Source organism: Amphritea sp. (assembly GCF_016744155.1).
Taxonomy (GTDB): Bacteria; Pseudomonadota; Gammaproteobacteria; order Pseudomonadales; family Balneatricaceae; genus Amphritea.
The window spans coordinates 1-26828 of record NZ_JADGEW010000036.1; the positions used below are offsets into that span (position 1 = coordinate 1).

Consider the following 26828-nt stretch of genomic DNA (forward strand, 5'->3'; position numbering starts at 1 on the left):
CAGCAGCTATTTGCCGAACTTGGTTACAGTGTAAAACTCCGGGCGGGCTATAACTGGAAACGCTGCCTGCTTGAAGTACAACAAGGCAACGCTGACATTGTGGTCGCCGCCTACCGTATCCCCAGCCGGGAGACCTATCTGCGGTTTAGTAGCCAGCCAGTCATTGCCGACCAGGTTGCCTTGTTTGTTAACCGTAAAAAACCCCTCCCTTTTACAACCCTGGATGATCTGCAGGGCAAAGTCGCCGGTTTACTGCTGGGAGACAGCTTTGGCGAAAAGCTAGATCAGTTCCTGTTACATAACACTCGTATTGAGTACGTTTCACGTAATCGGCAAAACTTTGAAAAGCTAGCCCACCAAAAGATCGATTTCATGCCGATCGGTTTACTTAGTGGTCGCCTGCAAAGTCGAAAGCTAGGCTTTCATGAGCAGGTAATGCCGCTGGATTACCGGGTCAGTACTGAGTTCTATTTTCTTGCGGTGGGCAAAAATAGCGGGTTACAACAGCACCTGCCGTTTATCAATCGTCGTCTACAAGAGATGCATCATAACGGCACTATCAACAGATTAACCGATCAGTATAGCCTGCTGTATCTTGATCAGGCAGCAGCGGAGCCCCCTCAATGATTCAACCCAAAGGCCTGCTGCAGAAAATAGCCCGTTACTCCAGTGAACACCCGCTGGGATACCGAATTATGCTATATGTCTGTAGCTGTAGTTTCCTGTTTATCCTGTTTTCCACCGCCCTGCAGCTAACCTTAGATTACCGCCGGGAGTTCCGGGCAATTGACCAACAGGTACAACTAATTCGCAGTAGCTACCTTGCCAGTCTGGCCAAAAGCCTTTGGGATGTAGATCAGGCTCAAATCGCACTGCAACTCAAAGGGATTCATAACCTACCGGATGTCAGCTATCTGGTACTTAAAAATACCGATACCGGTGAGTCTGCTGTTGAAGGTCAGCTAAATGCCTCTCCAGATAGCCCTCTTCAGACCCAAAGCTTTGATCTGATTCACAGGACGCCGGAACAGCAACGAAAACTGGGTCAGCTTGAAGTCAGCTTCGACTTGAAACCAGTCTATAAACGTATCTGGAGCCGGGGCTTTAGCATTCTGCTGACCCAAACACTGCTGGTTGTGTTGATCGTACTGGTCATACTGATCATCTTTCACCGCCAGATCACCCGTCATCTGGAAGCGATGGCCAACTACAGCCGGGACATCGGTGCCGGACAGCTGGAACATAGCCTGACCCTGAACCGTCAACCGCCGAAGAGTAGTGATGAACTGGATCAACTGGTCACCGCACTGAATGATATGCGCCAGTCAATTCGCCAGGAAATCAGCCGCCGAGAACAGGAACAAGAAGAGCTTCGCTATAACCGAGATCAGCTGCAAACGATGGTGGAACGTCGCACTGCCAGCCTGTTGCAAGCCAAAGATGCAGCGGAAGAAGCCAGTAACGCTAAGTCCCGCTTCCTCTCTACCATGAGCCACGAGATCCGTACCCCCATGAACGGCATGCTGGGGATGATTCAACTGTTAGAAAGCTCACAACTGGATAAGCGTCAGCGACAGCATATCCAGGTACTACATGATGCAACGAATGCCCTGCTGGAAACCTTCAATAATGTACTCGAGTATGGCCGGCTGGTTGAAGGTGCCTACAGCATTAGTCCGACCCCCTTTTCACTTAAAAACTTACTCCATAACCTCACAGCCCTGTTAACACCCGAAGCTAACCGCAAACAACTCAACCTACAACTTCAATACGCTGATGACGTTGCCGATCTGTTTCATACGGAAGAAAGCAGCCTACGCCAGATCATCACTAACCTTTTGAGTAATGCGATAAAATTTACCGATCAGGGCGATGTGATTCTGACCGTAGAATTACTGACCCAGGAGCCGGGCAAACAAGGCCTCAGATTCAGTATCCGCGACTCAGGTATAGGTATTGAACCGGAACTACAACAGCATATTTTTGACCGGTTTACCCAGGCGGATGAAACCATTACCCGCCGTTTCGGTGGTACCGGTCTGGGACTGGCTATCTGTAAAGAGCTGGCTGAGCACCTGGGAGGACAGATCGGTGTCACCAGCAGTTCCGGCAATGGCAGTACCTTCTGGCTTGAATTAAACCTGCCTCTAGCAGACCCTGCTCCAGCCTCAGACAAAGTCGAACCTTCTCTAGCGCCCAGCACATGTCAACGGATCCTGTTAGTCGAAGATGTCGAGATTAATCAACAGGTCGTACTTGGGTTATTGGAAGAGCACCATCACCAGGTCACTATTGCTGGCGATGGCATCAAAGCGCTGGAGCTGGGCCGGAACCAACAGTTCGACCTTATTCTCATGGATATGCACCTACCGGGATTAAGCGGACTGGAAGTCAGCGCACGCCTTAACAACGACCCTGATTGTATTAATTACAACACTCGTATAGTCGCCTTAACCGCCAGCGTAAGACCGGAAGATATACACAGTTACCTTGAAGCGGGCATCAGCAGTGTAATTGCCAAACCTGTGCATAAAGAACAATTGTTACAAGCGATTTCCGGAGTTTTCAGTATGGTTCAGCCCGATCTATCGTCGGAACCCGGTGACACGCAGCACCCCCTCTTGGATCAGGCTGTGATCCGGGTTCATCAACAGATGCTAGGGTCAGAAAAACTCGCCACACTGATGCAGGGGTTCTGTAAAGTCTACAATGAACTCTGGCCAACTTTACAACAAAGCATCCAGGCGGCGGATGACTATGAAATTTCGCAACAGGCACACAAACTAGCAGGCGCCTGCGATACTATCGGCTTTACTCAGGCCAGCTACCTACTGCGCCAGCTTGAACAACAGGCTGATAACAGTGAAACCGCACAGCACCATTTCCTCAGTAAACTTCACCAGGTAATGGACGAAACAGTCGAGCTTGCCATTAACTGGAAAATTTGAATACTGGAAGATCTAAATAAAGCTCTTATTATAGATCTCATGGGCAACTTAGAGCTAAACTGTATATATATCTGTAACGGAACCCACTGATGAAAACAATCACCCGTCAGCAGTTGCTAAGCCAGCATAGCCTGCACTCATTTACGGATGCGTCTATATTTGGCGCGCTACCAGAAGTTGCCATCAACTGGTTACTCGAACAGGGTGAACTGCGGGAATATAACCAGGGTGAGCTGTTGTTTGACCGGCTTCAGCCGGGCGACAGTTTCCACGTAATCCTGATCGGGCAGGTAAAATACTACAAGTATCACGATGGGCGTTATGCCTATATTCGGGATTTCATGCAGGGTGAACAGATAGGCTTTGTCAGCCTGATCGCGTTGCATGACCGAGCTGGCCGGGCTGAAGCCGCCAAAAACACGACCTCACTGGAAATTAACAGTCAGGTTTATCATGATTTTCATCAACAGCACCCCCTTGAATTCGGCATTCTGATGATGAACCTGGCCCGGGAAATGGCTAGAACCCTGCGTAGCGTCAATAACATTATCGTCTCACAGTCCTAACCCGCTTCAGACCTAACCACCCATCACTTCACTATGACCCTAGCCTAAATCCAGAACTTATTATCATAGGAAAACTCCACCACTCCTAGGGTTTACAAAGCTCGCTTCAATCATCATGCCCACCCGTCGTTTACGCATAAAAAAAGGCCCTATGGTTTTACCTTAGGGCCTTTTGTTAGTCTCAGCAGCTACTAGTGTCTAATCACCCTAGTTAACCGAAGAACATTGTTGGTAGAAACAGCGATACCTGAGGAATATAAGTAGTAATAATCAAGGTTGGAATCCAGGCAAACAGGATCATAATCAACGTTGGTTTAAGCATCGCGCTAACCCTGACGCCGGTAACCCTCGAACCCAGATACAGCAACGGTGCTGTCGGAGGTGTGATATTACCCATACCCAGGTTAACACCCACAATAGCTGCAAACTGAATCGGATCGACACCCAGCTCCACAACGATAGGGAACAACAAAGGTGACGCTAGCAGTACACCACTGACATCATCCATCAGCATACCGATCAGGATCATCACTACGTTGATCATAATCAGAACCACAATCGGATTATCGGATACTGAGAAAATCAGGTCTTTAGCCAGATCAGGGATATCTTCAAAAATCAGCAGGCGACTAACAATCATCACCATAAAGAACATCACCATAACGACACCGGTAGTCGTGGCAGATTGTACTAACGCCTCTTTGAAATTAGCAACATTCAGGCCTTTATAGATAAAGAAGCCAACCGGAATAGCATAAACAACAGCAATACCCGCCGCCTCTGTCGGCGTCATGATGCCGCCATAGATACCACCCAGAATCATAAATGGCATCAACAGCGCAGGAAACGCATAGCGAGTCTTCTTCGCCACTTCTTTACCGAAATTATCTGACTTAGGCAGAACTTTAATATTGTTATATTTACGCAACATCACGTAATTAACGATACAAAGCAACGTCACCAGAATAAGACCAGGAACAATCGTCGCCAGAAAGCACTTCAATACCGATTGCCGGGTCACCCAGGCATAGATAATCTGAATTGCACTGGGCGGTATCAGCAACCCTAAGGGTGCTGCATTCGTAATTAACGCAGCAGACAACCCTTCAGGATAGTTCGCTTTACGCAACTGCGGCATCATAATGCTGCCGATACAAGTCAGAGTTGCCGTAGCGCTACCGGCAATAGAACCAAAGATCGCACTGGCACCCACCGCAGTGTAGGCAATGCCACCTTTATATCGTCCGACAAAAAGCTCTGCCAGTTCAACCAAAGGCTGGGCAATCTTGCCCCGTTCCATAATGGTACCGGCAATAATAAACAACGGAATGGCCAGTAGAACCAGAACATTCATTCTCCAATGACCTGAGGTCAGAAAACCCGCCGGGTCATGGTCACCGGTAAGTGACATATAGATCAGCGCCAGACCAAAGGCAAAAGGTACCGGAATACCCGCCACCAGCGCGACACAGATCACCAGTAGTGTCAGTAAAATCAACATAAGAAATACCTAAATCAGATATGAGGTGGAGCTTCGTCAGATTCCCATTCTTCCGTGGGGCCATCGCGCAGACCGCTCCAAAGATGCAATGAGGTGTAAAACGTCATCAGGACGAAACCCAGAAAGATACCCAGCTTGGGAATAACAAAGGGCAAATCCAGTCCGGTGGTACGCTGCCAGTTAGGATAGGCACTTATCTCTTCCCACAGCATCAGCCAGCCCCAGTAACTCAGAACAACTCCAACAACTACTTCGACGAAGATGGTGCAGTTAACGACGATCCATTTAGTACGTACGCTATCAATCAGCGATAACAAAAAATCAGCTTTAACATGAGTATTGTCATAACTACCCATAGCTCCGCCCAGGAAATACACCCAGAACGCGATCATTAATATCCACTCTTCGTAAGCGAACAGGTCAGCCTGAAACCAATAGCGCAGGATAACCACAAAGAAAAATACAAATGCCAATATTAAACTGGCAACAGCTAAGAAATATTCTTTGCAACGTAAAAGAATATTTACCAGCGAGCCCACCGGGCGCGGTATATTCAGATGCATAGGGCTACACTCTTATTTTTGAGGTGTTGACGACTTTAAATAAGGCATTTAAATACTATTTTTATGTAGTATTAATTACGTTATTTAAAATAATCTATTCGAATACTCCCCATCATTAACCGATGGGGAGTTAATAAGACAATTACAGGTCAGAAATAACTTTCTCAAGAACATCTTTGCCCAAACGTTCTTCCAGCTTAGGCCAGGTTTTCGCCCGTACTTCCTTAGCAATAGCGCTACGCTCAGCATCGGTCAGAGGTAAGATTTCTACGCCAAACTCCTCCAGTTTCTTCAGGTTAGCTGCATCATTTTCACGGCTCCAATCAACAAAGCCTGCAGCAGCTTTTGCAAACACTTCAGTAATTACCTCACGCTGCTCTTCGTTGAGTTTTTTCTCCCAGGTTTTCTTACTCGCGTAGTAAGCGTAGTTTTCAACAAAGGCGTTGTAAGGAACGTAGTTTTTAATCGCTTCTTTGAAAGTAGTGTACGTTGCTTCCGGCGTTGCACCGATCATACCGTCTACTACACCCTGCTGAATCGCCGGGAACGCATCACCCCAATCGATAGTCGTAGTGTTATAACCCATATCCTGAGTTGCCAGCTTCGCAGACTGTGCACTCCATACCCGGATATTCTGCCCCTTAGGCCCGGTAGTCGTATAGTTATCCGGCATTGAAGAAGACATTACACCGATAAAGCCTTCTGCAGTAACACCTAGTAGTTTAAGCCCCATGTTATCCATGCGCTCATCGAAGATACCGTAGAAGTTAGAACCAGGACTGAAAACCGTCTCCATTTCATCGTAGTTAGATACCAGGTACGGCAGAGAGTTAATTTCCAGAACCGGATCTTTATGGCTGTATACAAAAGAGTGAACGATATCGATAGTGCCTCGTACCGCTTCGCCTATCAGCTGCTCGCCAGAACCCAGCTGTCCAGCCGGATAAAGTTTGATTTTCAGGTCTACACCAGCACTTTCCAGATCAACTTTAATCTGACGCAATACTTCAGATGCATACTGATCAGGTGCATGCTGGCTGGCAATACGTAGGGTAGTTGCTGCTTCTACCGGCGTTGCCAGTACAGCTCCCAAAACCAGAGAGGAAGCGATAATAGATTTCAGACTAAAATTACTCTCGATCTTTTTCATTGTGTTCTCCGCGTCTTCTTAAAAGAAGGTTATTTTTATGTTCGCGTTAAGCTATTAAATAAGTTCAAACTGGTCATTAGCAGACCTTTATCGAACGAACCCTTATTTTTATACAGAGAACTAAAACAGTAATAAACCCCTACAAAAAACCTTAAAAACCTGCTGAAAAATATTCATACACTCATATGTAAACAGTCACGAACAAAAGGCTGTTGAGACATATAAAAACCGTTAATTTTTATATTTAACGTTATAAAAAACTTACAGATGTAAATATATAAACAACCAAAACATAATTAAAGTTAATGATTATTTACATCTAACTACAATCTTTTACAAAAAAACATACCGATCAAAAACCTTATTATTAACTACCGATTAAAGCTGCTATAACCTATCTATAATAAAAAAAAGGCCACACACATGACCTGTATAAAAGACAAACGAAACTTCAGTGCGCTGATGCGTGATACCAACAGTCCCTTTCTACCGGCAACCGGTCAGGATGAGAAACCAGTAGAAGTCGGCTTTGTGCTGCAACAGCACTTCTCCATGACCGCCTTTACGGCTGCCGTCGACACGCTAGTCACAGCAAATTTAGTACGCACCACCCCCTTGTTTCAGTACCAGACCTACGCGGCAGAAACCTCACCGGTAATGAGTGATCTGGGGATTGAAATCGCCGCCCAGGGAACCCTGAACGCTTTTGATAACAAACCGCTACCCGACCTGCTGATTATCTGTGGAGGTTACCGTTGTTCGACCCAGCACCATCCGGAACTAACACGCATACTGAAGCAGGCCGATAGTAAAAACCTGCTGATTGGTGGCCTATGGAATGGCGCTATCGCGCTAGCCCATGCTGGATTGTTAGATCAGCTAAGCTGTGCCCTTCACCCGGACAACCATGCCTATATGCGTGAACAGTTCCCCAAAGTCAGGGTAAGCGAACAGGTTATCGTGAGCGAAGGTAATCGCCTCACCAGCGCAGGACCGGTTAGCGCCATGGGAATGATGCTGCAGCTGATCGGTCAGCTGCGAGGCAAGGACGTCACCCGGGCAATCAGGGAGATTCTCAGCTGCGATCAGATTTCAGAAAATAGTACTATTCGCATCAGCCAACCAGGAGACAATCCTTGTTTGCCGCAAAACCTGCGCGATATTATGGAACTGATGGCTGCCAATATTGAAGAACCGATCAGCGTCGATGAGCTGGCTGTTTGTATCGATATCTCCCGCCGCCAGATCGAGCGTTTATTCCAGAACCATCTGGACACCTCACCGGGGCGTTATTACCTCGAGTTGCGAATAACCCATGCTCGCCGCTTGCTACTGCAGAGCAATGAATCAATCACGAATATCGCGCTGGCCAGTGGCTTTGTCAGCACCAGTCATTTCAGCAATTGCTACAAAGACTATTTCGGAGTTTCGCCCAGCCACGCGCGTGAACAGGCAAAAATATTGGCTTTTGATGCACCCGAAAAGAAGGAAGAAGCGGATAAGGAAGGTACGGCTAAATCTCTTGTGTCTTAGATGCTCACTGGACAGGGGGCAGAGAAATTAATGAATGATTAAGGCAACAATGACAGACGTACTGACTGCACGTCCGAAATTGTTACCGCTAAGATCCGCTGTCTCTGAAAGCCCCCTGCCTCATCTACAGTCTTAGCGAATCAACATTCAATCGCATTAACGGCCAGACCGCCGCGGGAGGTCTCTTTGTATTTATCCTGCATATCTCTGCCGGTATCACGCATGGTTAAAATCACTTTATCCAGCGAGATGAAGTGCTGACCATCACCTCGCAGGGCCATCTGAGTGGCATTGATCGCTTTCACTGCGCCAATGGCATTGCGCTCAATACAGGGTACCTGAACCAAACCACCCACCGGGTCACAGGTCAGACCCAGGTTATGTTCCAGGCCAATTTCTGCGGCATTTTCAACCTGCTCAGGAGAGCCTCCCAAGACTTCACATAACCCTGCAGCTGCCATCGCACAAGCGGAACCTACCTCTCCCTGACAGCCTACCTCGGCGCCTGAGATAGAGGCGTTTTTCTTACACAAAGCACCAATCGCAGCCGCTGCCAGCAAGAAATCAACGATGCACTCTTCGGTCGCTTTAGCCGTAAATTCGGTGTAGTACATCAGTACCGCCGGGATAATACCTGCGGCGCCATTGGTCGGTGCTGTCACCATCCGCCCGCCGGCAGCATTTTCTTCGTTCACCGCCAGCGCATAGAGGTTAATCCAGTCCATCGCGCCCATAGTGGAGCTAATGACATTAGGCTTAGTGGAGCGAATCAGTGACTTATGCAGACTCATGGCGCGACGTTTAACATTCAAACCGCCAGGTAAAACGCCCTCCTTGTGAAGGCCGGTAGCGATACACTCTTTCATCGCTGCCCAGATATCCATCAGACCATCACGAATTTCCTGCTCGGTACGCCAGACTTTCTCATTCTCCATCATTAGCTGACTAACACTGAAGTTATTCGCTTCACACAGCTCCAATAACTCTACCGCGTTATTAAAATCATAAGGCAGCTCGACCTGCGGCACCAGATGCGCATCGGCCGTTGCATCACTTTCATCGATAACAAAGCCACCGCCAATCGAGTAATAGGTATTTTCATATAACAGCTGATCATCTGCGGCAAATGCAACCAGACGCATCGCGTTCGGATGGTAAGGTAGATTCTCTTCCAGCAGCTGCATATCCCGTTGCCAGATAAACTCAATCGGATACTCACCCAGCAGATTAAGACGATGACTCTCTTTCAATGCCGCTACGGCAGGCAAAATCATTTCCGGGTCAATACGGTGGGGACGTTCTCCCATCAACCCTACGACGATAGAGTTATCAGTACCGTGTCCGATACCGGTAGCACTCAATGAACCATACAGATCGACCTGAATGCGCACGACATCCATCGCGAGAGCATGTTGTTGCAGATGATCAGCAAAATTAGCTGCTGCGACCATCGGACCTACCGTGTGAGAACTGGACGGACCAACGCCTACTTTAAAAAGGTCAAAAACAGAGATAGACATAGAGTCTCCACGGCGCATTCTGAGCGCAGGTTTTTATTATACTGAAGAGGTTATTATGTGCCGGTGCATAAACAGCTGTATGCCGGTTTACGACCTATAATTTCGTTAATACGTTGAATCTCTGTTTTAGACTAAAACAGAAAGAAGTTGAGGCAGGCCAGGATGAGCCACACACTACTTACCTCTCTGGAAGAAGTAATCCTGACTAACCTCAAAAACAAAAACATTTTTCAACTTTGTGAAAAACGTAAAAAAGGCAGGGAACCAGTGAACTAGTTCCCTGTGAGAAAGAACTAGCTGGAAAAAACGACGGTACGCCCTTCATTTAGAAACACGCGTTTCTCATTATGGTAGCGAATCGCATTAAACAGGGTTACCCGCTCAACATCCTGACCTTTTGAAATCAGGTCTTCCGGATAGAAGGCATGGTCAACTGTCTGTATACCCTGGGTAATAATCGGACCTTCATCCAGATCATTATTCACATAATGGGCGGTCGCTCCGACCATCTTCACACCTTTTTCCCAGGCCTGATGATAAGGTCTCGCACCCTTGAAGCCAGGCAGTAAAGAGTGATGAATATTGATCGCCTTACCGTTGAGCTGTTCACACATCCAGGGCGATAGCACCTGCATATAGCGAGCCAGCACTACCAGTTCGATATCATACTGCTTCAACAGCTTAACAATATCCGCTTCCTGTTCCGGCTTGGTCTCAGGAGTAATTGGCAGATGGTGATAAGGGATATCATGCCACTCAGCCAGATGCTCAAGATCCGGGTGGTTAGAGATGATGACCGGCACTTCGATATTCAGCTGGCCGGTACGATGACGATACAGCAGATCATTCAGACAGTGATCATATTTAGACACCAGAATCGCAACCCTTGGACGGTGATCCGGCTCCGTCAGATCCCACTCCATGTCAAACTCTGACGCAAGGTCCGCAAACACGTCATTAAATTTTTCAACGGTAAACTCAGCATCTGAAGGCTTAAACTCGACACGAATAAAAAAGCGCTTAGAAACCCGATCATCAAATGAGTGAATCTCATCAATGTAATTTCTCGCTTTCGCCATATAACGGGTCACGACATCGACAGTACCAATCATACTTGGGCAGCTGGCGGTAAAAATCCAGGGCTTAATTGCATTAGACATGTATCTACTCCTGCGTTTGTTCTGCTGAGCGGTAAAAAGATATCTTGAAAAAAGACTCTATATATCTACCAGCAGACACGAACAAATATCAACCAGCTCCGGTTGGAGCTGGTTTCAGAGGCTGGAATCAGGCTTCGATAACCAGACCGAATTCACGGCTAGCATCTTGTAGCCAAAGCCAGATGTAGTCAGCAAAGCTGCGACGAATAACCAGTTCAAAGCGCTGTTCACCGGTACGACGGATAATCGCTGTGCTTTTAGAAAACACCGTCGATACCACCTTACCTACCGGAAACTGCTTAGCATGCAGATCAACCGGCGTGCACTTTTTCAACAGTTCTACAACATTAGCGCCGGACAATTCCAGTACGGTTGAACCGCCGCTGCTGTTTACCAATGAGTAGTGTCCACCCATCTCATCGCGGAACTTAGACTCGACCTCGAAGGCCTCAAGACCCGGTACCAGAATAAGCCACTCATCAGGAGACATCCAGCGTACTGAATAATCACCATTCTCAGCAGAGGTCAATGGCTGGAGTGGCAACGCCACACCCAGCACTCGCTCAGCCGCAGCTAGTTGGTCAGCATTTTCAGGATTACAGCGCAGCGTCAGATGACCCAGCAGTTTGTGCTCACGCAAGTGAATACCACCCTGCTTCGGCCCCTGTTTTGCCAGACTTTCCAGGTCCGCATGGTGCAGCGGCGACTGGCCCTGAATTTCAGAACCAGGCACCTGGTCCATTACTGCAGCCTTAGTCGCTGCCATTTCTGCTGGTGTCATTACATTCAAATCAGACATTTTGACGCTCCCCTTTCGGATCAAGGAAGATCGGGCTACAAATTTCAGCTTCAATCACAGTGCCATTGGCCAGTGGGTAGTAAACGGTTTCACCCATCTTATCCAGGCCACCTTTAATAAAGCCCATCGCGATCGAGTGACCCAGGTTAGCACTCCAGTAACTGGAAGTAACATGGCCTATCATCGTCATAGGAATTGGCTCCTTAGGATCCAATACCGCCTGCGCTCCCTCTGGAATCACCGCTTTAGGATCTTTAGTCTTCAGACCCACCAGTTGCTTACGATTCGGACGGACACAGTCAACGCGGTTCATACCTCGCTTACCAATATAGCTGAACGGCTTCTGGTTAGAAACACACCAGCCCATACCCAGGTCATACGGATGAACCGAACCATCGGTATCCTGACCAGCGATGATGAAACCTTTCTCAGCCCGCAGAACGTGCATTGTTTCAGTACCGTACGGCGTCAGGTTGTACTTCTTACCTGCTTCGAACAGCTTCTCCCATACATGGGTGCCGTAGTTCGCCTGTACGTTAATCTCGAACGACAACTCACCGGTGAAAGAGATTCGGAACACACGGGCAGGAACGCCAGCAACCTTCATCTGCTTCCAGTCCATGAACTTGAAGTTATCATTGCTCAGATCGTAATCGGTCAGTTCTTCTAGCAGTTTACGGCTATTAGGACCCGAAATGGTCAGCGTAGACCAGTGATCTGTAACGGTATTAAAGTAGACTTCCAGCTCAGGCCACTCGGTTTGGTGGTAAATTTCCAGCCATTCCAGCACCCGTGCTGCACCACCTGTAGTGGTGGTCATCAAAAAGTGGTTATCGCCCAGGCAGGCAGAGACACCATCGTCAAATACCATACCGTCTTCGCCACACATCAGGCCGTAACGACACTTACCGACCGCCAGCTTAGCCCAGGCGTTGCTGTATACACGACCGAGGAATTCACGGGCATCTTTACCCTGAACATCGATTTTACCCAGAGTAGACGCATCCAGAATACCTACGCTGTCACGCACGGCCAGACACTCACGGTCCAGCGTCTGCTGCATAGTTTCAGACCCTTGTGGGAAGTACCATGGGCGCTTCCACTGGCCTACATCCTCAAACTTAGCACCATGTTCAACATGCCACATGTGCATAGCTGAGTAACGCTCTGGATCAAACAGTGCGCCGCAGTTACGACCCGCAATCGCGCCAAAAGAGATCGGCGTGTAGTTAGGACGGAAGATTGTCGTACCCGTCTCAGGAATGGTCTTGTTGAGCGCTTTCGCTGCAACCGCCATACCGTTGATGTTACCCAGCTTACCCTGGTCAGTACCGAAACCCATCGCCGTGTAACGCTTCACGTGTTCGATAGACTCGAAACCTTCGCGACACGCCACTTCAATGCCCGCCGCCGTTACGTCAGTCTGATAATCGACAAACTGTTTCGGCGCCTGAGACGTAGGCTTCAGGTGTGGAATATGGAACAGGCTCATCGGTGCATCAGTCTTCAGCGTTTCTGCTTTAGGCAGAACCACTTCAGCCGCACTCAGCCCCACTTCAGTCAATGCTTTCTGACCGGCATCAAAACCTTGCTTCAGTGCAACCGCTGTATCGTACTGGCCGTTAATGCCACCCGCTGTCAGCTGCTTTTGTACTGTAGGCCCCGGTACGAAACCAACAATTTGGTCGTCCCAGGTAGGTCGGCTGCCCGTATGGCTAGACAGATGAATAACCGGGCTCCAGCCACCAGAAGAGGCTACTGTATCGGCTTTCAGTTTAGTGACAGAACCAGTGACTTTATGGCCATCGGCGCTGATAGCAGCAACAGATACGCTGGATACACGCTTACTGCCCTGCACTTCAATTACCGCAGATCCGGAAATAATGTTCAGACCACGCTTACGCGCAGCTTCAGCACGGGATCCCTTGCCAGAGGCACGGGTATCAACAATGGCTACAACCTTACGGCCAGCATCGTCCCAATCCAGGGCTGCCTGATAACCGTAATCGTTGGTGGTCATCAGCACCAGCTCATTACCCGGCACCACACCGTAACGGTTGATGTAAGTGGAAACCGCATTAGACACCATGCAGCCCGGTACATCATTGTTTGAGAATACCAGTGGACGCTCATGGGCACCGGTTGCCAGTACTACCCATTTCGCCCGCACACGGTGGTGCTTCTGACGTGCCTGATTAACCGGCGCAATATCTGCCAGATGATCGGTGCAACGCTCATGAATAGTGACGAAGTTATGGTCGTGGTAACCGTTCACGGTAGAACGTGGCAGCAACATAACATCTTCGTAGGTCGCCAGCTCTTCAACAACAGCACGGACCCATTCAGCGGCAGGCTTGCCATCCAGCGTTTCTTTGGTGTTCAGCAGACTGCCACCAAATTCACTCTGCTCATCAGCAATAATGACCCGGGCACCACCACGGGCAGCCGTCAGTGCTGCAGCCAGTCCGGAAGGACCGGCACCAACGATCAGAACATCACAGTGCTGATTAACGTTGTCATAGGTATCCGGATCGCTTTCCAGCGGCGAACGCCCCATGCCAGCAGCCTTACGGATCATGGTTTCATAGCTGTCCCACAGTGACTGAGGGAACATGAAAGTCTTGTAGTAGAAGCCCGGTGGCATCATGCTGCCGCCGACTTTACCAATCATACCCATCACATCGGTATCAACACTCGGCCAACCATTGGTAGAGGCTGACACCAGTCCGTTGAACAACTCCTGTTGAGTCGCACGTACGTTAGGTACCTGAGTCGCTTCAGTTGCGCCCAGCTGCAGTACCGCATTCGGCTCTTCTGCACCGCAAGCGATGATGCCGCGTGGACGGCTGTATTTAAAACTACGGCCAACGACATTGATGCCGTTTGCCAGCATGGCAGATGCCAGAGTGTCGCCCTGAAAACCAGTGAACTGCTTACCGTTATAGGTAAAGGTCATTGGCTTGGAACGGTCGATACGACCTCCGCTCTGGAGGCGGTTTTGCTGTGTCATAATTCCGCTCCTTTTATTCAGCGACTACAGATGGCTGCTCGCCAATCTTGTAGACTTCTTTAATTTCGTATGTCTGGGTGTCGCGAGTCATGTTAAAGAACTTGCGACAGCCGGCAGCGTGTACCCAGAGCTCGTGGTGAATGCCACGTGGGTTTTTACGGAAGAACATGTACTCGCCCCACTCTTTATCAGAGCAAGCATCAGGGTCTAGTGGGCGCGGAATATGCGCCTGGCCTGCTGCATGAAATTCTTCTTCTTCTCGGTATTCCGCACAATGCGGGCAGTAGATATGAAACATCGTATAGTCTCCCGTTAGTGTGCTACGCCAGCAGCGCCGTGCTCATCGATCAGCGCGCCGTTGTGGAATCGGAACATAGAGAATGGCTCTGCCAGTGGGTGCATTTCACCCTTAGCCAGAGACGCTGCAAAAACATTACCGGCACCCGGAGTAGCCTTAAAGCCACCGGTACCCCAACCACAGTTGAAGAACAGATTTTTAATCGGCGTCTTACTGATAATCGGACAAGCATCAGGACAGGTATCGACAATACCGCCCCATTGACGATTCATACGTACCCGGCTGAACATCGGGAACAGCTCAACAATCGCCTGCACCGTGTGCTCAATTGTTGGATAAGAACCACGCTGACCGTAACCGGTGTAACCATCGATACCGGCACCGATTACCAGGTCGCCCTTATCGGACTGGCTGACATAACCGTGTACATGGTTAGACATTACTACCGTATCCAGAACCGGCTTAATTGGCTCAGATACAAGTGCTTGCAACGGATGGGATTCAAGCGGTAACTCAAAGCCAGCCATCTTAGCGATAACCGTTGAGTTGCCGGCAACGACAGAACCGACACGATCAGCTTTGATATCGCCGAAACGGTTGGTCTTAACACCGACAATAGTGCCATCTTCAATAATCAGGTCAGTTACTTCGGTCTGTTGAATCAGATCAACACCGTAAGAGTCTGCACCACGGGCAAAGCCCCAGGCTACTGCATCGTGACGGGCTACGCCGCCGCGTGGCTGCCAGGAAGCGCCCATTACCGGGTAACGGCTGTTCGCTGAACAATCCATGTGCGGCACGATCTCTTTGATCGACTGCGGATCCAGTACTTCACCATCGATACCGTTGAGGCGGTTCGCGTTTACACGGCGCTCGATATCACGCATATCCTGTAGGGTGTGACCCAGGTTCAGAACGCCACGCTGGGAGAACATTACGTTGTAGTTCAGATCCTGAGACAGACCTTCCCACAGCTTCATCGCATGCTCATACAGGTGAGCAGACTCATCCCACAGGTAGTTAGAACGTACGATAGTCGTATTACGGGCAGTGTTACCGCCCCCTAGATAACCTTTCTCGATAACCGCAACGTTAGTAACACCGTGCTCTTTTGCCAGATAGTATGCCGTCGCCAGACCGTGGCCACCGCCACCGATAATGATGACATCATACTTCTTCTTCGGCGTAGGGTTACGCCAGACGCGCTGCCAGTTCTCGTGATGAGTCAGACTGTGCTTGAACAGTCCAAAACCTGAATAATGCTGCATAAGATCAGCTCCCGTAAGGGGCAACCAGCGCTGATAGTTATCTCTATCAGAAGGCACTGGCTGCCAGGTATACAATTCAAATTAACAGTAAACCGCTTCGTTATGAACCGGCTTATGTATAAACCAACTTACTTATACTTTTTTACTTATACACAGGGTAATCAGCACACAGCGCCAGAACCTGCTGCTTCACTTCAGCAATCTTCACTTCCAGTGCTTCTGGTTGATTCAATACATCCAGCAGATCAGCGATCCAGCCTGCCAATGTACGACAGTGCTCTTCTTTGAAACCGCGGGTGGTGATAACCGGAGAACCGATACGCAGACCCGAGGTTACAAACGGAGACTGTGGGTCACCCGGTACAGCGTTCTTGTTTACAGTGATGTTGGCACGACCCAGTGCAGCATCAGCTGCTTTACCGGTCAGGCCCTGCTTGATCAGGCTTAACAGGAACAGGTGGTTCTTAGTGCCGCCGGAAACAATTTCAAAACCGCGCTCAACCAGCACTTCAGCCATCGCATTAGCGTTCTTAATTACCTGCGCCTGGTACTCTTTGAACTCAGGTTCCAGCGCTTCTTTAAACGCTACCGCTTTAGCAGCGATAACGTGCATCAGAGGACCACCCTGACCGCCTGGGAATACCGCTGAGTTCAGTTTCTTTTCTAATTCGTTATCGCGGGAGATGATCAAACCGCCACGTGGGCCACGCAATGTCTTGTGAGTCGTGGTAGTAACGACGTCAGCGAATGGAACAGGGTTTGGATACAGACCCGCAGCAACCAGACCGGCAACGTGTGCCATATCAACAAACAGGTACGCGCCTACTTTATCCGCAATCTCACGGAAACGAGCCCAGTCAACAATTTGCGAGTAAGCAGAAAAACCTGCAACAATCATCTTCGGCTTATGCTCAAGCGCCAACGCTTCAACCTGATCGTAATCAATCTCACCCGTCGTTTCGTTCAGACCGTACTGCACAGCGTTATAGATTTTGCCGGAGAAGTTTACGTGGGAACCGTGAGTCAGGTGGCCACCGTGTGCTAGGCTCATGCCCAGAACAGTATCGCCCGGTGCGCAAAGCGCCATATATACAGCAGCGTTTGCCTGTGAACCGGAGTGTGGCTGTACGTTTGCGTAGGTAGCACCAAACAGCTCTTTAGCACGATCAAGCGCCAGCTGCTCAACAACATCTACATACTCACAACCACCGTAGTAACGCTTTTCAGGATAACCTTCAGCGTATTTATTAGTCAGCGCGGTACCCTGCGCCTGCATCACACGCGGACTGGTATAGTTCTCAGATGCGATCAGTTCAATATGTTCTTCCTGACGAACTTCTTCTTTACCTATCGCTGCCCATAGAACGTCATCATATCCCTGGATCTGGTCTTCTTTATTAAACATCTATACCTCCACGCCAATTCAAATTAGGCGAGTTTGAAATCAATTTTTAGTTATTTTAGGGTGTTTCTTACGCGGACTCTTTTGCGTACCAAACACCGTCTGGGAAGTAACTCCGGTATAGTCAAACCTGCTCTACAGCAGTATTTGTCTTTGCCTGTAATGCCTGAACATCACCCATGACATCGATAGTAACGGGTCACTGGCAGAGCGCTATGCTCGAACACGCCTCAGGAATGTCTATTTACGACAGCGCATAAAATCCCAAAATCCAAGTCGCAAACGGGACAGTCGTTAGAACGGAAAGCTTCGCGTTCCTGTCAGACGTCGCTCCACGACTTGCTAGTGGCTAGATGGAAAACTACGTTTTCCTTGCTCGAAAAAACGTAAAAGCCTTCTTTTTACGCTTATATATCAACCCAGCAATGACTCCGTAAGATTCAGTTGGCACGAATAAAAACCCCCTCTGTACTGCCGGGCATACGCTTCGCTCAGGGGCTAGAACGGAAAACTCCGTTTTCCTTGCTAGAAAAAACGTAAAAGCTTTCTGTATAAAGAACGGAGCTATTGGTTAGGTGACTGACGTTGTAAGGCGATTCTGACGACAAACCTTTGGCGGGCTCAGTGCATTGGGATAGAAATGATCTAAGATGCAGGCTATAGTCCGCACAAATAAGACAGGGCGGCAGTGATGGCCAACAACCAGAAAAAACGTGATTTCAGCTCCACCATGCGCAGCAGTAACCGTCAGTTTCTGCCGTCAGACCATGCGCAGGAACGCCCCGTGAAAGTGGGTTTTGTATTGCTGGAGCACTTTTCACTGATGGCCTTTACAGCAGCAGTAGACACTCTGGTTACGGCTAATCTGGTACGCACAGCCCCGCTGTTCGAGCACATCACGCTGGGAGTCGACTCCCGCAAGGCACTAAGCGATCTTGGCATCGAGATTGCCACCAATGCCACCTTGGAGCATTTCGCCATCGAGCATCGTGGCAGTATCGATATTCTGATTGTATGCGGTGGTTTTCGTTGTGACCTGAAACAGAATCCGAAACTCACCGAAACCCTGAAGGCCGCCGATAAATTAGGCTTAACCCTGGGCGGTATATGGAACGGCAGTATTGCCTTGGCCCACGCAGGCCTACTGGATAACCAGTCCTGCGCCGCACACCCGGATAACCACGCCTATATCCGCGAGCAGTTTCCCAAGGTTCAACTGGCGGATACCGCGCTAGTCATGTCAGAAAAACGCGCCAGCTGCGCAGGCCCAGTAAGCGCTCTGCAGATGATGCTAACGCTGGTCGATCAGTATTATGGTGAAGATACGGCTCGGGCCATCCGCGAGATTCTCAGTTGCGATCAGGTCGCCGAAAGCGGTGGAAAAATGAAGCTGCAGGCCGGCGATGATCCCACCCTGCCGGAAACCCTGCGTAGCCTGATGCAGTTGATGGGTAACAATATCGAAGAGCCGTTAACGTTAGAAGAGTTGGCAGCCCACGTTGAGATATCCCGCCGTCAGATGGAACGCCTGTTTCAAAACCATCTGGAGACCAGCCCGTCACGCTACTATCTGGAACTGCGCATTACCCATGCACGGCGCTTGTTGTTACAGAGCAATGAGACTATTACCAATATCGCCCTGGCCAGTGGGTTTGTCAGCACTAGTCATTTTAGTAACTGTTATAAAGATTACTTTGGCGTCTCGCCATCGGCTGCACGAGCAAAGAAGTAGCTCGTGGCTAGACGCAACTTCGTTGCTTGCTCGTTGCTCGCAAGGGCCTTCTTAATTTGGTGTGGATGTGGGCTAAGACTGGTGGCTTCGTAAGGAAGAATTAAAGGGCCAAGTATTAATTTTACTCTGACCCGTTACTCATTCATATTCGTCAGCTAACGCTTAGCTCAAGCGCCGCTGAAAGCGTTTGACTTGGAACGTCTTGTTATGTGCATTCTTCAACCTCTTGCGTTGTTCTAAATGTAAGCTCACCAATTGTCCATTGAGTTGTCGGTTCTTCTAAATGCGTAATCTTTTCAGGTTTCTCCTGATGGTCTCTAAGTATTGAAACTAAATCTTTCAATATTGGATCTGAATAGTCTCTTTTTACAATTTTATTGCTATTAAAAAATTGTGGCCAATTGGAGAAGGCTGTATCTTCCCCAAAGATAATGGATTTCAATGAGTGGGCAAAATGCCTTGAGAGCGCTACGCGAAAAATATGTAGATCCTTGGGCCAATCATTTTTTAATCCCATAGCGGTCTTAATACCTTCACTTCCTACCTCACTGCTCCATCTGTTTACTGTATCCATCCAAACTGCTATTTGCTTATTTAAGCGCATACTTCTTACAGACTTTGCGTGTATGTCCGCCCCATAAAGCTCTTGGTGCTTAAGTTGGATAAGCAATATCGTTCCTGTTTTTTTTTCTAATACAACTAGATCTATATCTGACAAAATCTGTCCATTTAGGCGGATCTTGATATTTTTTTGGTAGCTCAACCCTGAATAAGTATCATCAAGAACTCTTATACAGGCACGTTGAAAAGACGTTTCTCTACTTGCTTGATTTTTGTCATAGTCTTTAGGGAAATGGAAACGAAGAGATTCAAGAAGGAACCTAACTGGTTCAGAATGCGCGCCAAACAGTCCTTTAATTAAACCTGTTTCAGAGTTTCTTATGAAGATCGGATGCGGACTTCCAGGGGGGTCGATAAGGTTAAGGTTTTCTCGACTATAAGTTAACACTTCAAATATCTTAGATGCTTGCTCTAGCGTAATTTCACTGAACCCATCATATAAAGCGCCGAAATAATTAACAGCGTCTCGTAAACTTTCAATATATGGCTTCACATCAGCACTAATTGTCAGAATATCTTCTAACTTAATTTCAGGGTGTTTTTCCACTAAAACTTTAGAACATCGCGAATGGCGTATGCAGCTTGATACCATAAACTTGAGAGCCAGCATATAATGCTGGACTTTAATTCCGCCAAACTCTAAAGCATAGTGGTATGTGTCGTATCCTTCCTGAAGAGAAATTTCATGAGTTGCTAATGCAAAAAAATATTCATCCAGTATTGGGTCTGATTCATAGCCTATAAAGTGATCCATAAATGGGTAAACAAGCTCTCGGAGCTTATCTTCCACTTTATCTTCCATCTCCTGCCACTCTTGAAGAGACGTTAAGCCATTAAACTGGTGACGAGACTCTCTGTAGTAATGTTCTCGCAAACTTCGTTCATGATAATCATCATCTTCGATTTCTTCTGGAAGAGTAATCGTAAAATTATTTATATCTATTTTCTTAATAACACCTATACCATTAAAAACAGTTTGTGCAACACGGCGACCATGCTGGATCATACCTAATGCAGAAGCAATAGATAGCGATCTTTTTGATAACTCGGCTTGTCTACGGAAGGTAAGAACGGGGGCATCAAAACACTCTCGACTTTCAAGGGCTAGCTTAATCAATCGAGCAGTTCCTACTTGTAGTATATAAATTTGTTCCTGCTCTTCCTCACTTGGCGCATCCAAGTTAGAGTAATTATAGTAATACCAGTCAAGCTCATTTATTGCACACCGCATAATCCATCCGATATTGTCGTCAGCCAACACGGGTAAAATCTTCGACTCTTCGTCATTTAGTGCGTTAAAGAATGCTTTTAAGGTTGTCACGCTTAATTACTCGGATATTAGTTAAATAAAGCACATAACGCCCACATAAACGGCGCGAGCTTGCGAGCGTCCGGCGACCATAGGGAGCGAATTTGATGTGATTGTTAGGCTTTTTGTTCAAGCGACTCTCGATCTAAAATAATACTCGTTCTCTTGAAATAATAAGCAGTGTCATACCCGGTTTGCCCATTTAATATTTGGCAAATAGCCAAATCGAACTGTGTTGTTTCAAGATTTAGCGGTGATTTTGGTAATGGTAAATAAACTCGGCCACCATCAACTAAAAGTATTAGTTTGCTGAAAAGCTCACCACCCGAGTACTTTATTGAAACACGGTGGCTTGATACTTGAGGGGCTGGAAAAAGCTTATTAAGCCATTGCTCCTTAAAGTCTTTATTAACTGGGTCGTGATACAGGCTAATTACTATGGCTGGATCTTTACGGTAAACAGCGACATGCTCATTTTCAGAGAATTCTTCGTTAGAATACCAATCATTAATGGGATGTGACCGAGAAATAATTTTCTCTAACTCTTCGTCAACATTTCCTTTAATGATGATTTTCTTCAGCGCTATTGCGGCAAAAATGACGGTCATTAGCACTAAGAGTGGTTCGGGCCAATTTGAGTCAGAGTTGAAATTCCACAGTAACGCCAATAGCCCAATAACTATTAATTGATATTTTTCGATATGGGTAAGGATATGAATACCAATACGCTTCCATGGAATATTCATGAAGTACTCAGAAAGGTACTTGACTGTAGGTGCCGTCATTTCTTTTATTAGTTTCATCCTTTTTGAGCCTAACATTTTAATTATGTGCGTGCGCGTTTTGACACCGCAAGACTGCGGTGATAGGAACTGTATCTATTTGAACTGAAAGAGAAATTCTGAAGCACATCGTTTTTCATCCCCTGAAAACACGCAAGCACGGTTTGCTATTTTGTGATGGCACGCTTTGTCACCGGCCATATTTCCTATATGACTGATAATGCATCACTTTTATGAGTTATTCCAGTGCCAAACAGTGCCTACTTATCAACAGTAAAGTGACAAAGCGTGCCAACATACTGGACTTATACCAATTAACTGTCTGCATACACAGTTAAATGGTATTTATTATCCACAAGAACGTCAGAGAAAAAGCAGCCCCCTTCTTAAGCATATTCGCCAAGAACTTACGATCAATAGGGTCAGAGCAATTGATTATGATGGGAGCTTTTACGTTTTTTCGAGCCACTAACAAGTTGCGCAGCAACGTTCTAGCAAGTGACGAAGTCACGTCTGGCAACTTAAGCAAAGCGCGTCGCTATGCAAGAACTTCAATACCTTTCAGGTCAACCATATTCAGCAGCTTCAGTGAGGGGGCGCTGGGCTTTTTCTGGCCTTGCTCCCATTTCTGTACCGTTGATTTGGTGGTATTCAGGTAGGCGGCAAATACGCCCTGACTGGCTCTGTTTCTTTTGCGGATCTGTTGGATTTCCAGAGCACTGTAGTCCTTCACTGGCGGTAGGCATAAAGCATCAAATTCACGCAGGGTTATCTCGTCCATTACCCCTGCATCACGGAGGTCTTTTGCACCCTCATGTACTACATCTAAAATTGATTTATCCATTACCTTTTACCTCGATCAATACACCCGCTGTAACGGCTTGATTCAGTTCTATATCGCTATAACCCAGAAGTACGGCGGCATATCGTTTCAACGCCGTCTCTTCATTCTGTTTAATATTGGCTCTGGCATTCTTGGCGAAGCCGTAAATGAAGAATGCTTTATCGCCTAACTTAAAAGCCAGCAGCGTTCGGACACCTCCGCTTTTCCCTTTACCACCAACGGCTACCCGTTTCTTGTACAGGTAACCACCCAGATCAGCATCAATCAGGCCATTTTCAATATCAGCCACAGCACTTGTCAGGGCTTGATCACTCACACTTTCTTTAGCTGCCCACTTATTGAACGCCTTACTCTTGAATATTCGCATAATCATCCTTAATTAAGCTCAACCAAGTATAGCACTTAGTGCTATATATAAAAACCTGCCTGTTCACCTTCACAAAAAGGAAAGTTATTTCGCGCCCGTCGTACCTTACGGAGTTACAACTTTGCTAGTATAGATAGGTATTTAAAGAAGGCTTTTGCGTTTTTTCGAGCCACGAACAAGTCGCGAAGCGACGTCGAGCTAGCTGAACTTGTTCAGCGGTCTAGCTACTTAAGCAAAGCGCTTTCATACCCATTCCACTAAAGGAAAACCGATGTTCTGGTTCACCCTGTTTATTATCATCGCGCTGATCGCGCTCTGGGCCTTCATTAAGATAGCCGTTACCGGTGACGATTTATCACAATATGATGCACCCAGAGAGCCGCTATTTTACGATAAGCCGGCGTCGCCTCCCCACTTTGAACTTGAAAAACAATTCACCAATGTAGATCCAGCCTTTGCCAAACTTCCTAAACAGCAGCAGTTACTGGCAATGCGAAAGTCGATGGATAAAGCCGGTCTCAGAGTCACAACTACGGCAACTTTTATCAGTGCTGATGCTGCCCCGGTTGAGGGTGAATGGGTTATGACGGCAGACGCAGATCCGGATAAGCGATTACTCTACATCCATGGGGGTGGCTTTATGATGGGCAGCCCTCAAAGTCACCGTATCATCACCAGCAAGCTGGCCGAAATCAGTGGTGCTGCAGTGTTTGTGGTTAACTATCGGAAAATCCCTGAAAATGCTCGTCTTGACGGTATAGAAGACTGCCAGGACATCTATCGCTGGCTACTGAATAATGGCCCGCAAGGCGAACAGCCTGCACGACAACTCTTGGTTGCGGGCGATTCTGCGGGGGCTAGCCTGGCTTTCTGTCTGCTGGCCTGGATTCGCGATAATCAATTACCTGCACCCGCTGCCGCTATCGCACTCTGTCCGACAACTGACAGCACTCTATCCAGCCCCAGCATAATCAAAAACTTAAACCGCGATGCTATGTTACAAAGCTTCTTTAAGCCGATGGTTCGAATTCCCAAAACTATGCTGCAGTTAATCGGCTGGATTAACGCCCGGGTTCGGCCCAATGATCCTGTCATATCACCAATTCATGGAGACCTCGCAGGACTCCCCCCATTACTGATACAAGCCAGTGATTCTGAATGTCTGATCGATGATGCACGACGCTATACCAACAAAGCGCGCCTCGCGGGTACGGAAGTAACGCTACAAATATGGCAGGAAATGATGCACGACTGGCACCTGTTTGAACCTGAATTAGATGAAGCTAAAGATGCGTTTGAACAGGTTCGACTATTTCTAAACAAATATAGCTAGCCACCAGATCAAAGTGATCTGAGTTATTATCTTTTCTACCCATTCCTAAGTCGCGATGCTACATCGAGCAAGCGACTATGCAAAGATTCAGCAGTCTAACGTACCTATGATGGCATCGAGACACACTCTGACGCTTAGAGGTAAATTCTGACTATAAGGGTAGAGTGCATAGACCGGATTCACCGGAAGCTGATAGCCAGGGAAAACCGGCTGCACCTGCGATCGGAGGTTATCTATCATAAAATCGGGAATAATCCCCACCCCTGCGCCCGATTGTATCAAGGTAAGGCAAGTATAAAAGGAATCAGCTTTACACCTCGCTTGTGCTGTATAACGAATAATTTCATCTTCAGCTTTAGCAGTATTATTTGTCTCTATGCGCCTGAATTCGTGGCATACCTGGTTCGCCTGCCAGGTATTGGCAATGTAAGATGCCTGTTTAATACCGTCCCGTTGAGTGTTAATTCGCTCTATCAATGCCGGGCTGGCGCACAGCTGGTCACGAAATTCACCGATACGCTGCTGCTTCAGGGTACTGTCATTTGATGGGCCAGCTCTGATCGCCAGATCAATATCATCCATCATTAGATTCAATCGGGAATCACTGCTAATCAGTTCAGGTTCAAGCAGCGGGTATTGCTGCATCAGTTTACCGATAGCCGGAGCGATCAATGTGTCCATTAGTGCATTGGGAGCGGTAATTCGCACTAATCCCTGAGGTACCTGCAAAGTGTTCTGGGCCTGCTGCCAGGCTGAGTCTGCTATCTCATTTAGCTTCTTACACTGTTGATAAAAGTCATCACCCGCCGGTGTCAGGCTTTGGCGGCGCGTGGTGCGCTTGAGTAATGTGATGCCCAGTTCCTGCTCTAATGCCTTCAGGTGCTGACTCACAACCGACTTAGATAGTTGCAGCGACTCAGCGGCAGCGGTGATCGATCCGGTTTCCACGATATAGGCAAAAACTGACATATGACGAAGTTGGTTCATCTTTTCTATCCGCAAATATTGTCCGTAAAAACAGAACATTCAATTCTAATACCTCTGTTTTTCTATCTCAATATTATCTTTATTCTCTGCTTATCTATTTATTATCAGCAAAACTTAAGCTTGTAGAGGAATTCAGAATGTCAGATCAACAACTATTAGCAAAATGTCAGGCCGGTATTAGCACATGGCAGCTAGCCTTTAATCAGCAGGATGCCGCCGGTTGTGCAGCCCGCTACACGTCAGACTCCGTCATGGATGCCCGCCCTTTTGGTACCTTCAAAGGGCGTCAGGAAATTCAGGCCTTCTGGCAAGGTATTATGGATAAAAGCTTTGCCGATGTGGAATACACAAATGTTAGCTGGGAAGCAGCTGAAGATCAGGGCTATATACTCAGTTCAAGCTGGACCATGAACAAAGCTTTTGGTGTAGTACACAGAGAGCACTGGGTCATTGAAGAAGATGGTGAAGCGCGATTACTCAGCGATGACTTTGAAGTTCAGGGCGAGCGTTGAACAAATGAAACGAGCAAGCGACGGAGCTGAGTCTAACAAGTGACGAAGTCACGTCTAACCTACAAACTTGTTCGACATTCTAGGCGGAAGTGCTGCTTCCGCCCAAATTCATTTAGATACTATCCTGCCCTTCTTCAATTGCTTCTTCAATATCTTCCATTTCTTCGCTAGAGAGCATATTTTCACCTTTTTATAGCTTGTTAAGTGATTGAAAAATGTACTGCCAAAAAACACAGCATTCATCCGAAACCGGTCAGTATTTTCAGGCAGAACAATACGAGAAAAAGTGCATTATAAAAATGCCCTCAAGAGGGCAGAATCGTTGATTTATCTGACAAGTTGCGGAGCGACATCTAGCAAGAGGCGAAGTCACGTCTAGCAACTAAGCGTAGCGCGCATCTATACCGACACCCTCAAGATACTCTCAATGCCATTACCCTTATAAAAGGATATCGCCGAGGATTTTATTAATTTATTTTGCCTCCTCGTAAATTAACTCATAACGACATCAGACAGAAAAGACCGGCTTTTACCCTCTTTTTTACTGCTCGTTAACGCCAAAGAGCGGTCCATTTACGACCAGGATATTCTCTCATCAGCACATGAAAAACACCCAATCAAAC

At 47.5% G+C, this 26828-nt stretch carries 22 protein-coding genes; 7 read left to right on the plus strand and 15 right to left on the minus strand.

All coding sequences use genetic code 11. The features are described 5' to 3' along the window. The 3 genes from QZZ54_RS18275 to QZZ54_RS18285 all read left to right on the plus strand — a co-directional run. Positions 1-627: transporter substrate-binding domain-containing protein (locus QZZ54_RS18275; RefSeq protein ID WP_290705427.1), on the plus strand; the 627-nt coding region annotated here is incomplete at its 5' end. Then, positions 624-2948 (plus strand): ATP-binding protein, encoded by a 2325-nt coding sequence (locus tag QZZ54_RS18280; protein ID WP_290705429.1) that lies wholly within the window; start codon positions 624-626, stop codon positions 2946-2948. The genes QZZ54_RS18275 and QZZ54_RS18280, both read left to right, overlap by 4 nt. Before the next feature lie 89 nt (positions 2949-3037). Then, positions 3038-3514 carry a cyclic nucleotide-binding domain-containing protein gene (locus QZZ54_RS18285; RefSeq protein WP_290705431.1) on the plus strand — a complete coding sequence of 159 codons (477 nt, stop codon included), beginning with the start codon at positions 3038-3040 and terminating at the stop codon, positions 3512-3514. A 211-nt stretch (positions 3515-3725) separates the two neighbouring features. Here the strand turns inward: QZZ54_RS18285 and QZZ54_RS18290 are convergent, their stop codons facing one another. From QZZ54_RS18290 to dctP, 3 genes are all read right to left on the minus strand, one after another. Beyond that, a complete protein-coding gene (locus QZZ54_RS18290; RefSeq protein WP_290705433.1) occupies positions 3726-5015 on the minus strand; it encodes a TRAP transporter large permease in 1290 nt (429 codons plus the stop codon). Positions 5016-5029: 14 nt separating this feature from the next. Beyond that, positions 5030-5578, minus strand: coding sequence for a TRAP transporter small permease subunit (locus tag QZZ54_RS18295; protein WP_290705435.1), 549 nt, complete (start codon positions 5576-5578; stop codon positions 5030-5032). Between the two features lie 142 nt (positions 5579-5720). Then, on the minus strand, positions 5721-6728 hold the full coding sequence (gene dctP, locus QZZ54_RS18300; protein WP_290705437.1) for a TRAP transporter substrate-binding protein DctP: 1008 nt from the start codon (positions 6726-6728) through the stop codon (positions 5721-5723). Positions 6729-7151: 423 nt separating this feature from the next. Here dctP and QZZ54_RS18305 point away from each other — a divergent pair, with 423 nt between their 5' ends. Continuing rightward, positions 7152-8261, plus strand: coding sequence for a GlxA family transcriptional regulator (locus QZZ54_RS18305; RefSeq protein ID WP_290705438.1), 1110 nt, complete (start codon positions 7152-7154; stop codon positions 8259-8261). Positions 8262-8401: 140 nt separating this feature from the next. Here the strand turns inward: QZZ54_RS18305 and QZZ54_RS18310 are convergent, their stop codons facing one another. From QZZ54_RS18310 to glyA, 7 genes are all read right to left on the minus strand, one after another. Further along, positions 8402-9781 (minus strand): L-serine ammonia-lyase, encoded by a 1380-nt coding sequence (locus QZZ54_RS18310; protein ID WP_290705441.1) that lies wholly within the window; start codon positions 9779-9781, stop codon positions 8402-8404. Positions 9782-10074: 293 nt separating this feature from the next. Beyond that, positions 10075-10941, minus strand: coding sequence for a formyltetrahydrofolate deformylase (purU, locus tag QZZ54_RS18315; protein WP_290705444.1), 867 nt, complete (start codon positions 10939-10941; stop codon positions 10075-10077). Positions 10942-11068: 127 nt separating this feature from the next. Further along, entirely contained in the window at positions 11069-11740 is a 672-nt protein-coding gene (gene soxG / locus QZZ54_RS18320) for a sarcosine oxidase subunit gamma family protein (RefSeq protein WP_290705448.1), read from the minus strand. Continuing rightward, the gene (locus QZZ54_RS18325; protein ID WP_290705451.1) at positions 11733-14750 is read right to left on the minus strand and encodes a sarcosine oxidase subunit alpha; all 3018 of its coding nucleotides are present in this window, start codon (positions 14748-14750) and stop codon (positions 11733-11735) included. The genes soxG and QZZ54_RS18325 overlap by 8 nt, the downstream gene beginning before the upstream one ends. A gap of 13 nt (positions 14751-14763) precedes the next feature. After that, positions 14764-15048 carry a sarcosine oxidase subunit delta gene (locus tag QZZ54_RS18330; protein WP_290705454.1) on the minus strand — a complete coding sequence of 95 codons (285 nt, stop codon included), beginning with the start codon at positions 15046-15048 and terminating at the stop codon, positions 14764-14766. Positions 15049-15062: 14 nt separating this feature from the next. Then, positions 15063-16316 carry a sarcosine oxidase subunit beta family protein gene (locus tag QZZ54_RS18335; RefSeq protein ID WP_290705457.1) on the minus strand — a complete coding sequence of 418 codons (1254 nt, stop codon included), beginning with the start codon at positions 16314-16316 and terminating at the stop codon, positions 15063-15065. A 142-nt stretch (positions 16317-16458) separates the two neighbouring features. Continuing rightward, positions 16459-17721 (minus strand): serine hydroxymethyltransferase, encoded by a 1263-nt coding sequence (gene glyA, locus QZZ54_RS18340; RefSeq protein ID WP_290705459.1) that lies wholly within the window; start codon positions 17719-17721, stop codon positions 16459-16461. A gap of 688 nt (positions 17722-18409) precedes the next feature. Between glyA and QZZ54_RS18345 the strand changes: the two genes are divergently transcribed. Then, positions 18410-19450, plus strand: a complete 1041-nt coding sequence (locus tag QZZ54_RS18345) for a GlxA family transcriptional regulator (protein WP_290705462.1) — start codon at positions 18410-18412, stop codon at positions 19448-19450. A gap of 205 nt (positions 19451-19655) precedes the next feature. On the opposite strand, the gene QZZ54_RS18350 is transcribed toward QZZ54_RS18345, so the two are convergent. From QZZ54_RS18350 to QZZ54_RS18365, 4 genes are all read right to left on the minus strand, one after another. Continuing rightward, positions 19656-21392, minus strand: a complete 1737-nt coding sequence (locus tag QZZ54_RS18350; RefSeq protein ID WP_290705465.1) for a hypothetical protein — start codon at positions 21390-21392, stop codon at positions 19656-19658. 104 nt (positions 21393-21496) lie between these two features. Further along, entirely contained in the window at positions 21497-22183 is a 687-nt protein-coding gene (locus QZZ54_RS18355) for a hypothetical protein (protein ID WP_290705468.1), read from the minus strand. A 517-nt stretch (positions 22184-22700) separates the two neighbouring features. Beyond that, positions 22701-23006, minus strand: a complete 306-nt coding sequence (locus QZZ54_RS18360) for a DNA-binding transcriptional regulator (protein WP_290705471.1) — start codon at positions 23004-23006, stop codon at positions 22701-22703. Beyond that, positions 22999-23373, minus strand: a complete 375-nt coding sequence (locus QZZ54_RS18365) for a type II toxin-antitoxin system RelE/ParE family toxin (RefSeq protein ID WP_290705474.1) — start codon at positions 23371-23373, stop codon at positions 22999-23001. The genes QZZ54_RS18360 and QZZ54_RS18365 overlap by 8 nt, the downstream gene beginning before the upstream one ends. 271 nt (positions 23374-23644) lie before the next feature. Here QZZ54_RS18365 and QZZ54_RS18370 point away from each other — a divergent pair, with 271 nt between their 5' ends. Next, positions 23645-24706, plus strand: a complete 1062-nt coding sequence (locus QZZ54_RS18370; RefSeq protein ID WP_290705477.1) for an alpha/beta hydrolase — start codon at positions 23645-23647, stop codon at positions 24704-24706. 87 nt (positions 24707-24793) lie between these two features. Here QZZ54_RS18370 and QZZ54_RS18375 read toward each other — a convergent pair whose 3' ends face one another. After that, positions 24794-25693 carry a LysR family transcriptional regulator gene (locus QZZ54_RS18375; RefSeq protein ID WP_290705480.1) on the minus strand — a complete coding sequence of 300 codons (900 nt, stop codon included), beginning with the start codon at positions 25691-25693 and terminating at the stop codon, positions 24794-24796. 137 nt (positions 25694-25830) lie between these two features. Between QZZ54_RS18375 and QZZ54_RS18380 the strand changes: the two genes are divergently transcribed. Further along, on the plus strand, positions 25831-26205 hold the full coding sequence (locus QZZ54_RS18380; RefSeq protein WP_290705483.1) for a nuclear transport factor 2 family protein: 375 nt from the start codon (positions 25831-25833) through the stop codon (positions 26203-26205). Positions 26206-26828: the final 623 nt, after the last annotated feature.

What these genes read in the sequence shown, in the direction of transcription:
- soxG (WP_290705448.1), bottom strand. Translation starts at nt 11,740, where the DNA reads ATGTCTGATTTGAATGTAATGACACCAGCAGAAATGGCAGCGACTAAG.
- QZZ54_RS18365 (WP_290705474.1), bottom strand. Translation starts at nt 23,373, where the DNA reads ATGCGAATATTCAAGAGTAAGGCGTTCAATAAGTGGGCAGCTAAAGAA.
- QZZ54_RS18375 (WP_290705480.1), bottom strand. Translation starts at nt 25,693, where the DNA reads ATGAACCAACTTCGTCATATGTCAGTTTTTGCCTATATCGTGGAAACC.
- QZZ54_RS18355 (WP_290705468.1), bottom strand. Translation starts at nt 22,183, where the DNA reads ATGAAACTAATAAAAGAAATGACGGCACCTACAGTCAAGTACCTTTCT.
- QZZ54_RS18325 (WP_290705451.1), bottom strand. Translation starts at nt 14,750, where the DNA reads ATGACACAGCAAAACCGCCTCCAGAGCGGAGGTCGTATCGACCGTTCC.
- purU (WP_290705444.1), bottom strand. Translation starts at nt 10,941, where the DNA reads ATGTCTAATGCAATTAAGCCCTGGATTTTTACCGCCAGCTGCCCAAGT.
- QZZ54_RS18280 (WP_290705429.1), top strand. Translation starts at nt 624, where the DNA reads ATGATTCAACCCAAAGGCCTGCTGCAGAAAATAGCCCGTTACTCCAGT.
- glyA (WP_290705459.1), bottom strand. Translation starts at nt 17,721, where the DNA reads ATGTTTAATAAAGAAGACCAGATCCAGGGATATGATGACGTTCTATGG.
- QZZ54_RS18380 (WP_290705483.1), top strand. Translation starts at nt 25,831, where the DNA reads ATGTCAGATCAACAACTATTAGCAAAATGTCAGGCCGGTATTAGCACA.
- QZZ54_RS18330 (WP_290705454.1), bottom strand. Translation starts at nt 15,048, where the DNA reads ATGTTTCATATCTACTGCCCGCATTGTGCGGAATACCGAGAAGAAGAA.
- QZZ54_RS18335 (WP_290705457.1), bottom strand. Translation starts at nt 16,316, where the DNA reads ATGCAGCATTATTCAGGTTTTGGACTGTTCAAGCACAGTCTGACTCAT.
- QZZ54_RS18290 (WP_290705433.1), bottom strand. Translation starts at nt 5,015, where the DNA reads ATGTTGATTTTACTGACACTACTGGTGATCTGTGTCGCGCTGGTGGCG.
- QZZ54_RS18295 (WP_290705435.1), bottom strand. Translation starts at nt 5,578, where the DNA reads ATGCATCTGAATATACCGCGCCCGGTGGGCTCGCTGGTAAATATTCTT.
- QZZ54_RS18345 (WP_290705462.1), top strand. Translation starts at nt 18,410, where the DNA reads ATGGCCAACAACCAGAAAAAACGTGATTTCAGCTCCACCATGCGCAGC.
- QZZ54_RS18360 (WP_290705471.1), bottom strand. Translation starts at nt 23,006, where the DNA reads ATGGATAAATCAATTTTAGATGTAGTACATGAGGGTGCAAAAGACCTC.
- QZZ54_RS18285 (WP_290705431.1), top strand. Translation starts at nt 3,038, where the DNA reads ATGAAAACAATCACCCGTCAGCAGTTGCTAAGCCAGCATAGCCTGCAC.
- QZZ54_RS18310 (WP_290705441.1), bottom strand. Translation starts at nt 9,781, where the DNA reads ATGTCTATCTCTGTTTTTGACCTTTTTAAAGTAGGCGTTGGTCCGTCC.
- QZZ54_RS18305 (WP_290705438.1), top strand. Translation starts at nt 7,152, where the DNA reads ATGACCTGTATAAAAGACAAACGAAACTTCAGTGCGCTGATGCGTGAT.
- QZZ54_RS18370 (WP_290705477.1), top strand. Translation starts at nt 23,645, where the DNA reads ATGTTCTGGTTCACCCTGTTTATTATCATCGCGCTGATCGCGCTCTGG.
- dctP (WP_290705437.1), bottom strand. Translation starts at nt 6,728, where the DNA reads ATGAAAAAGATCGAGAGTAATTTTAGTCTGAAATCTATTATCGCTTCC.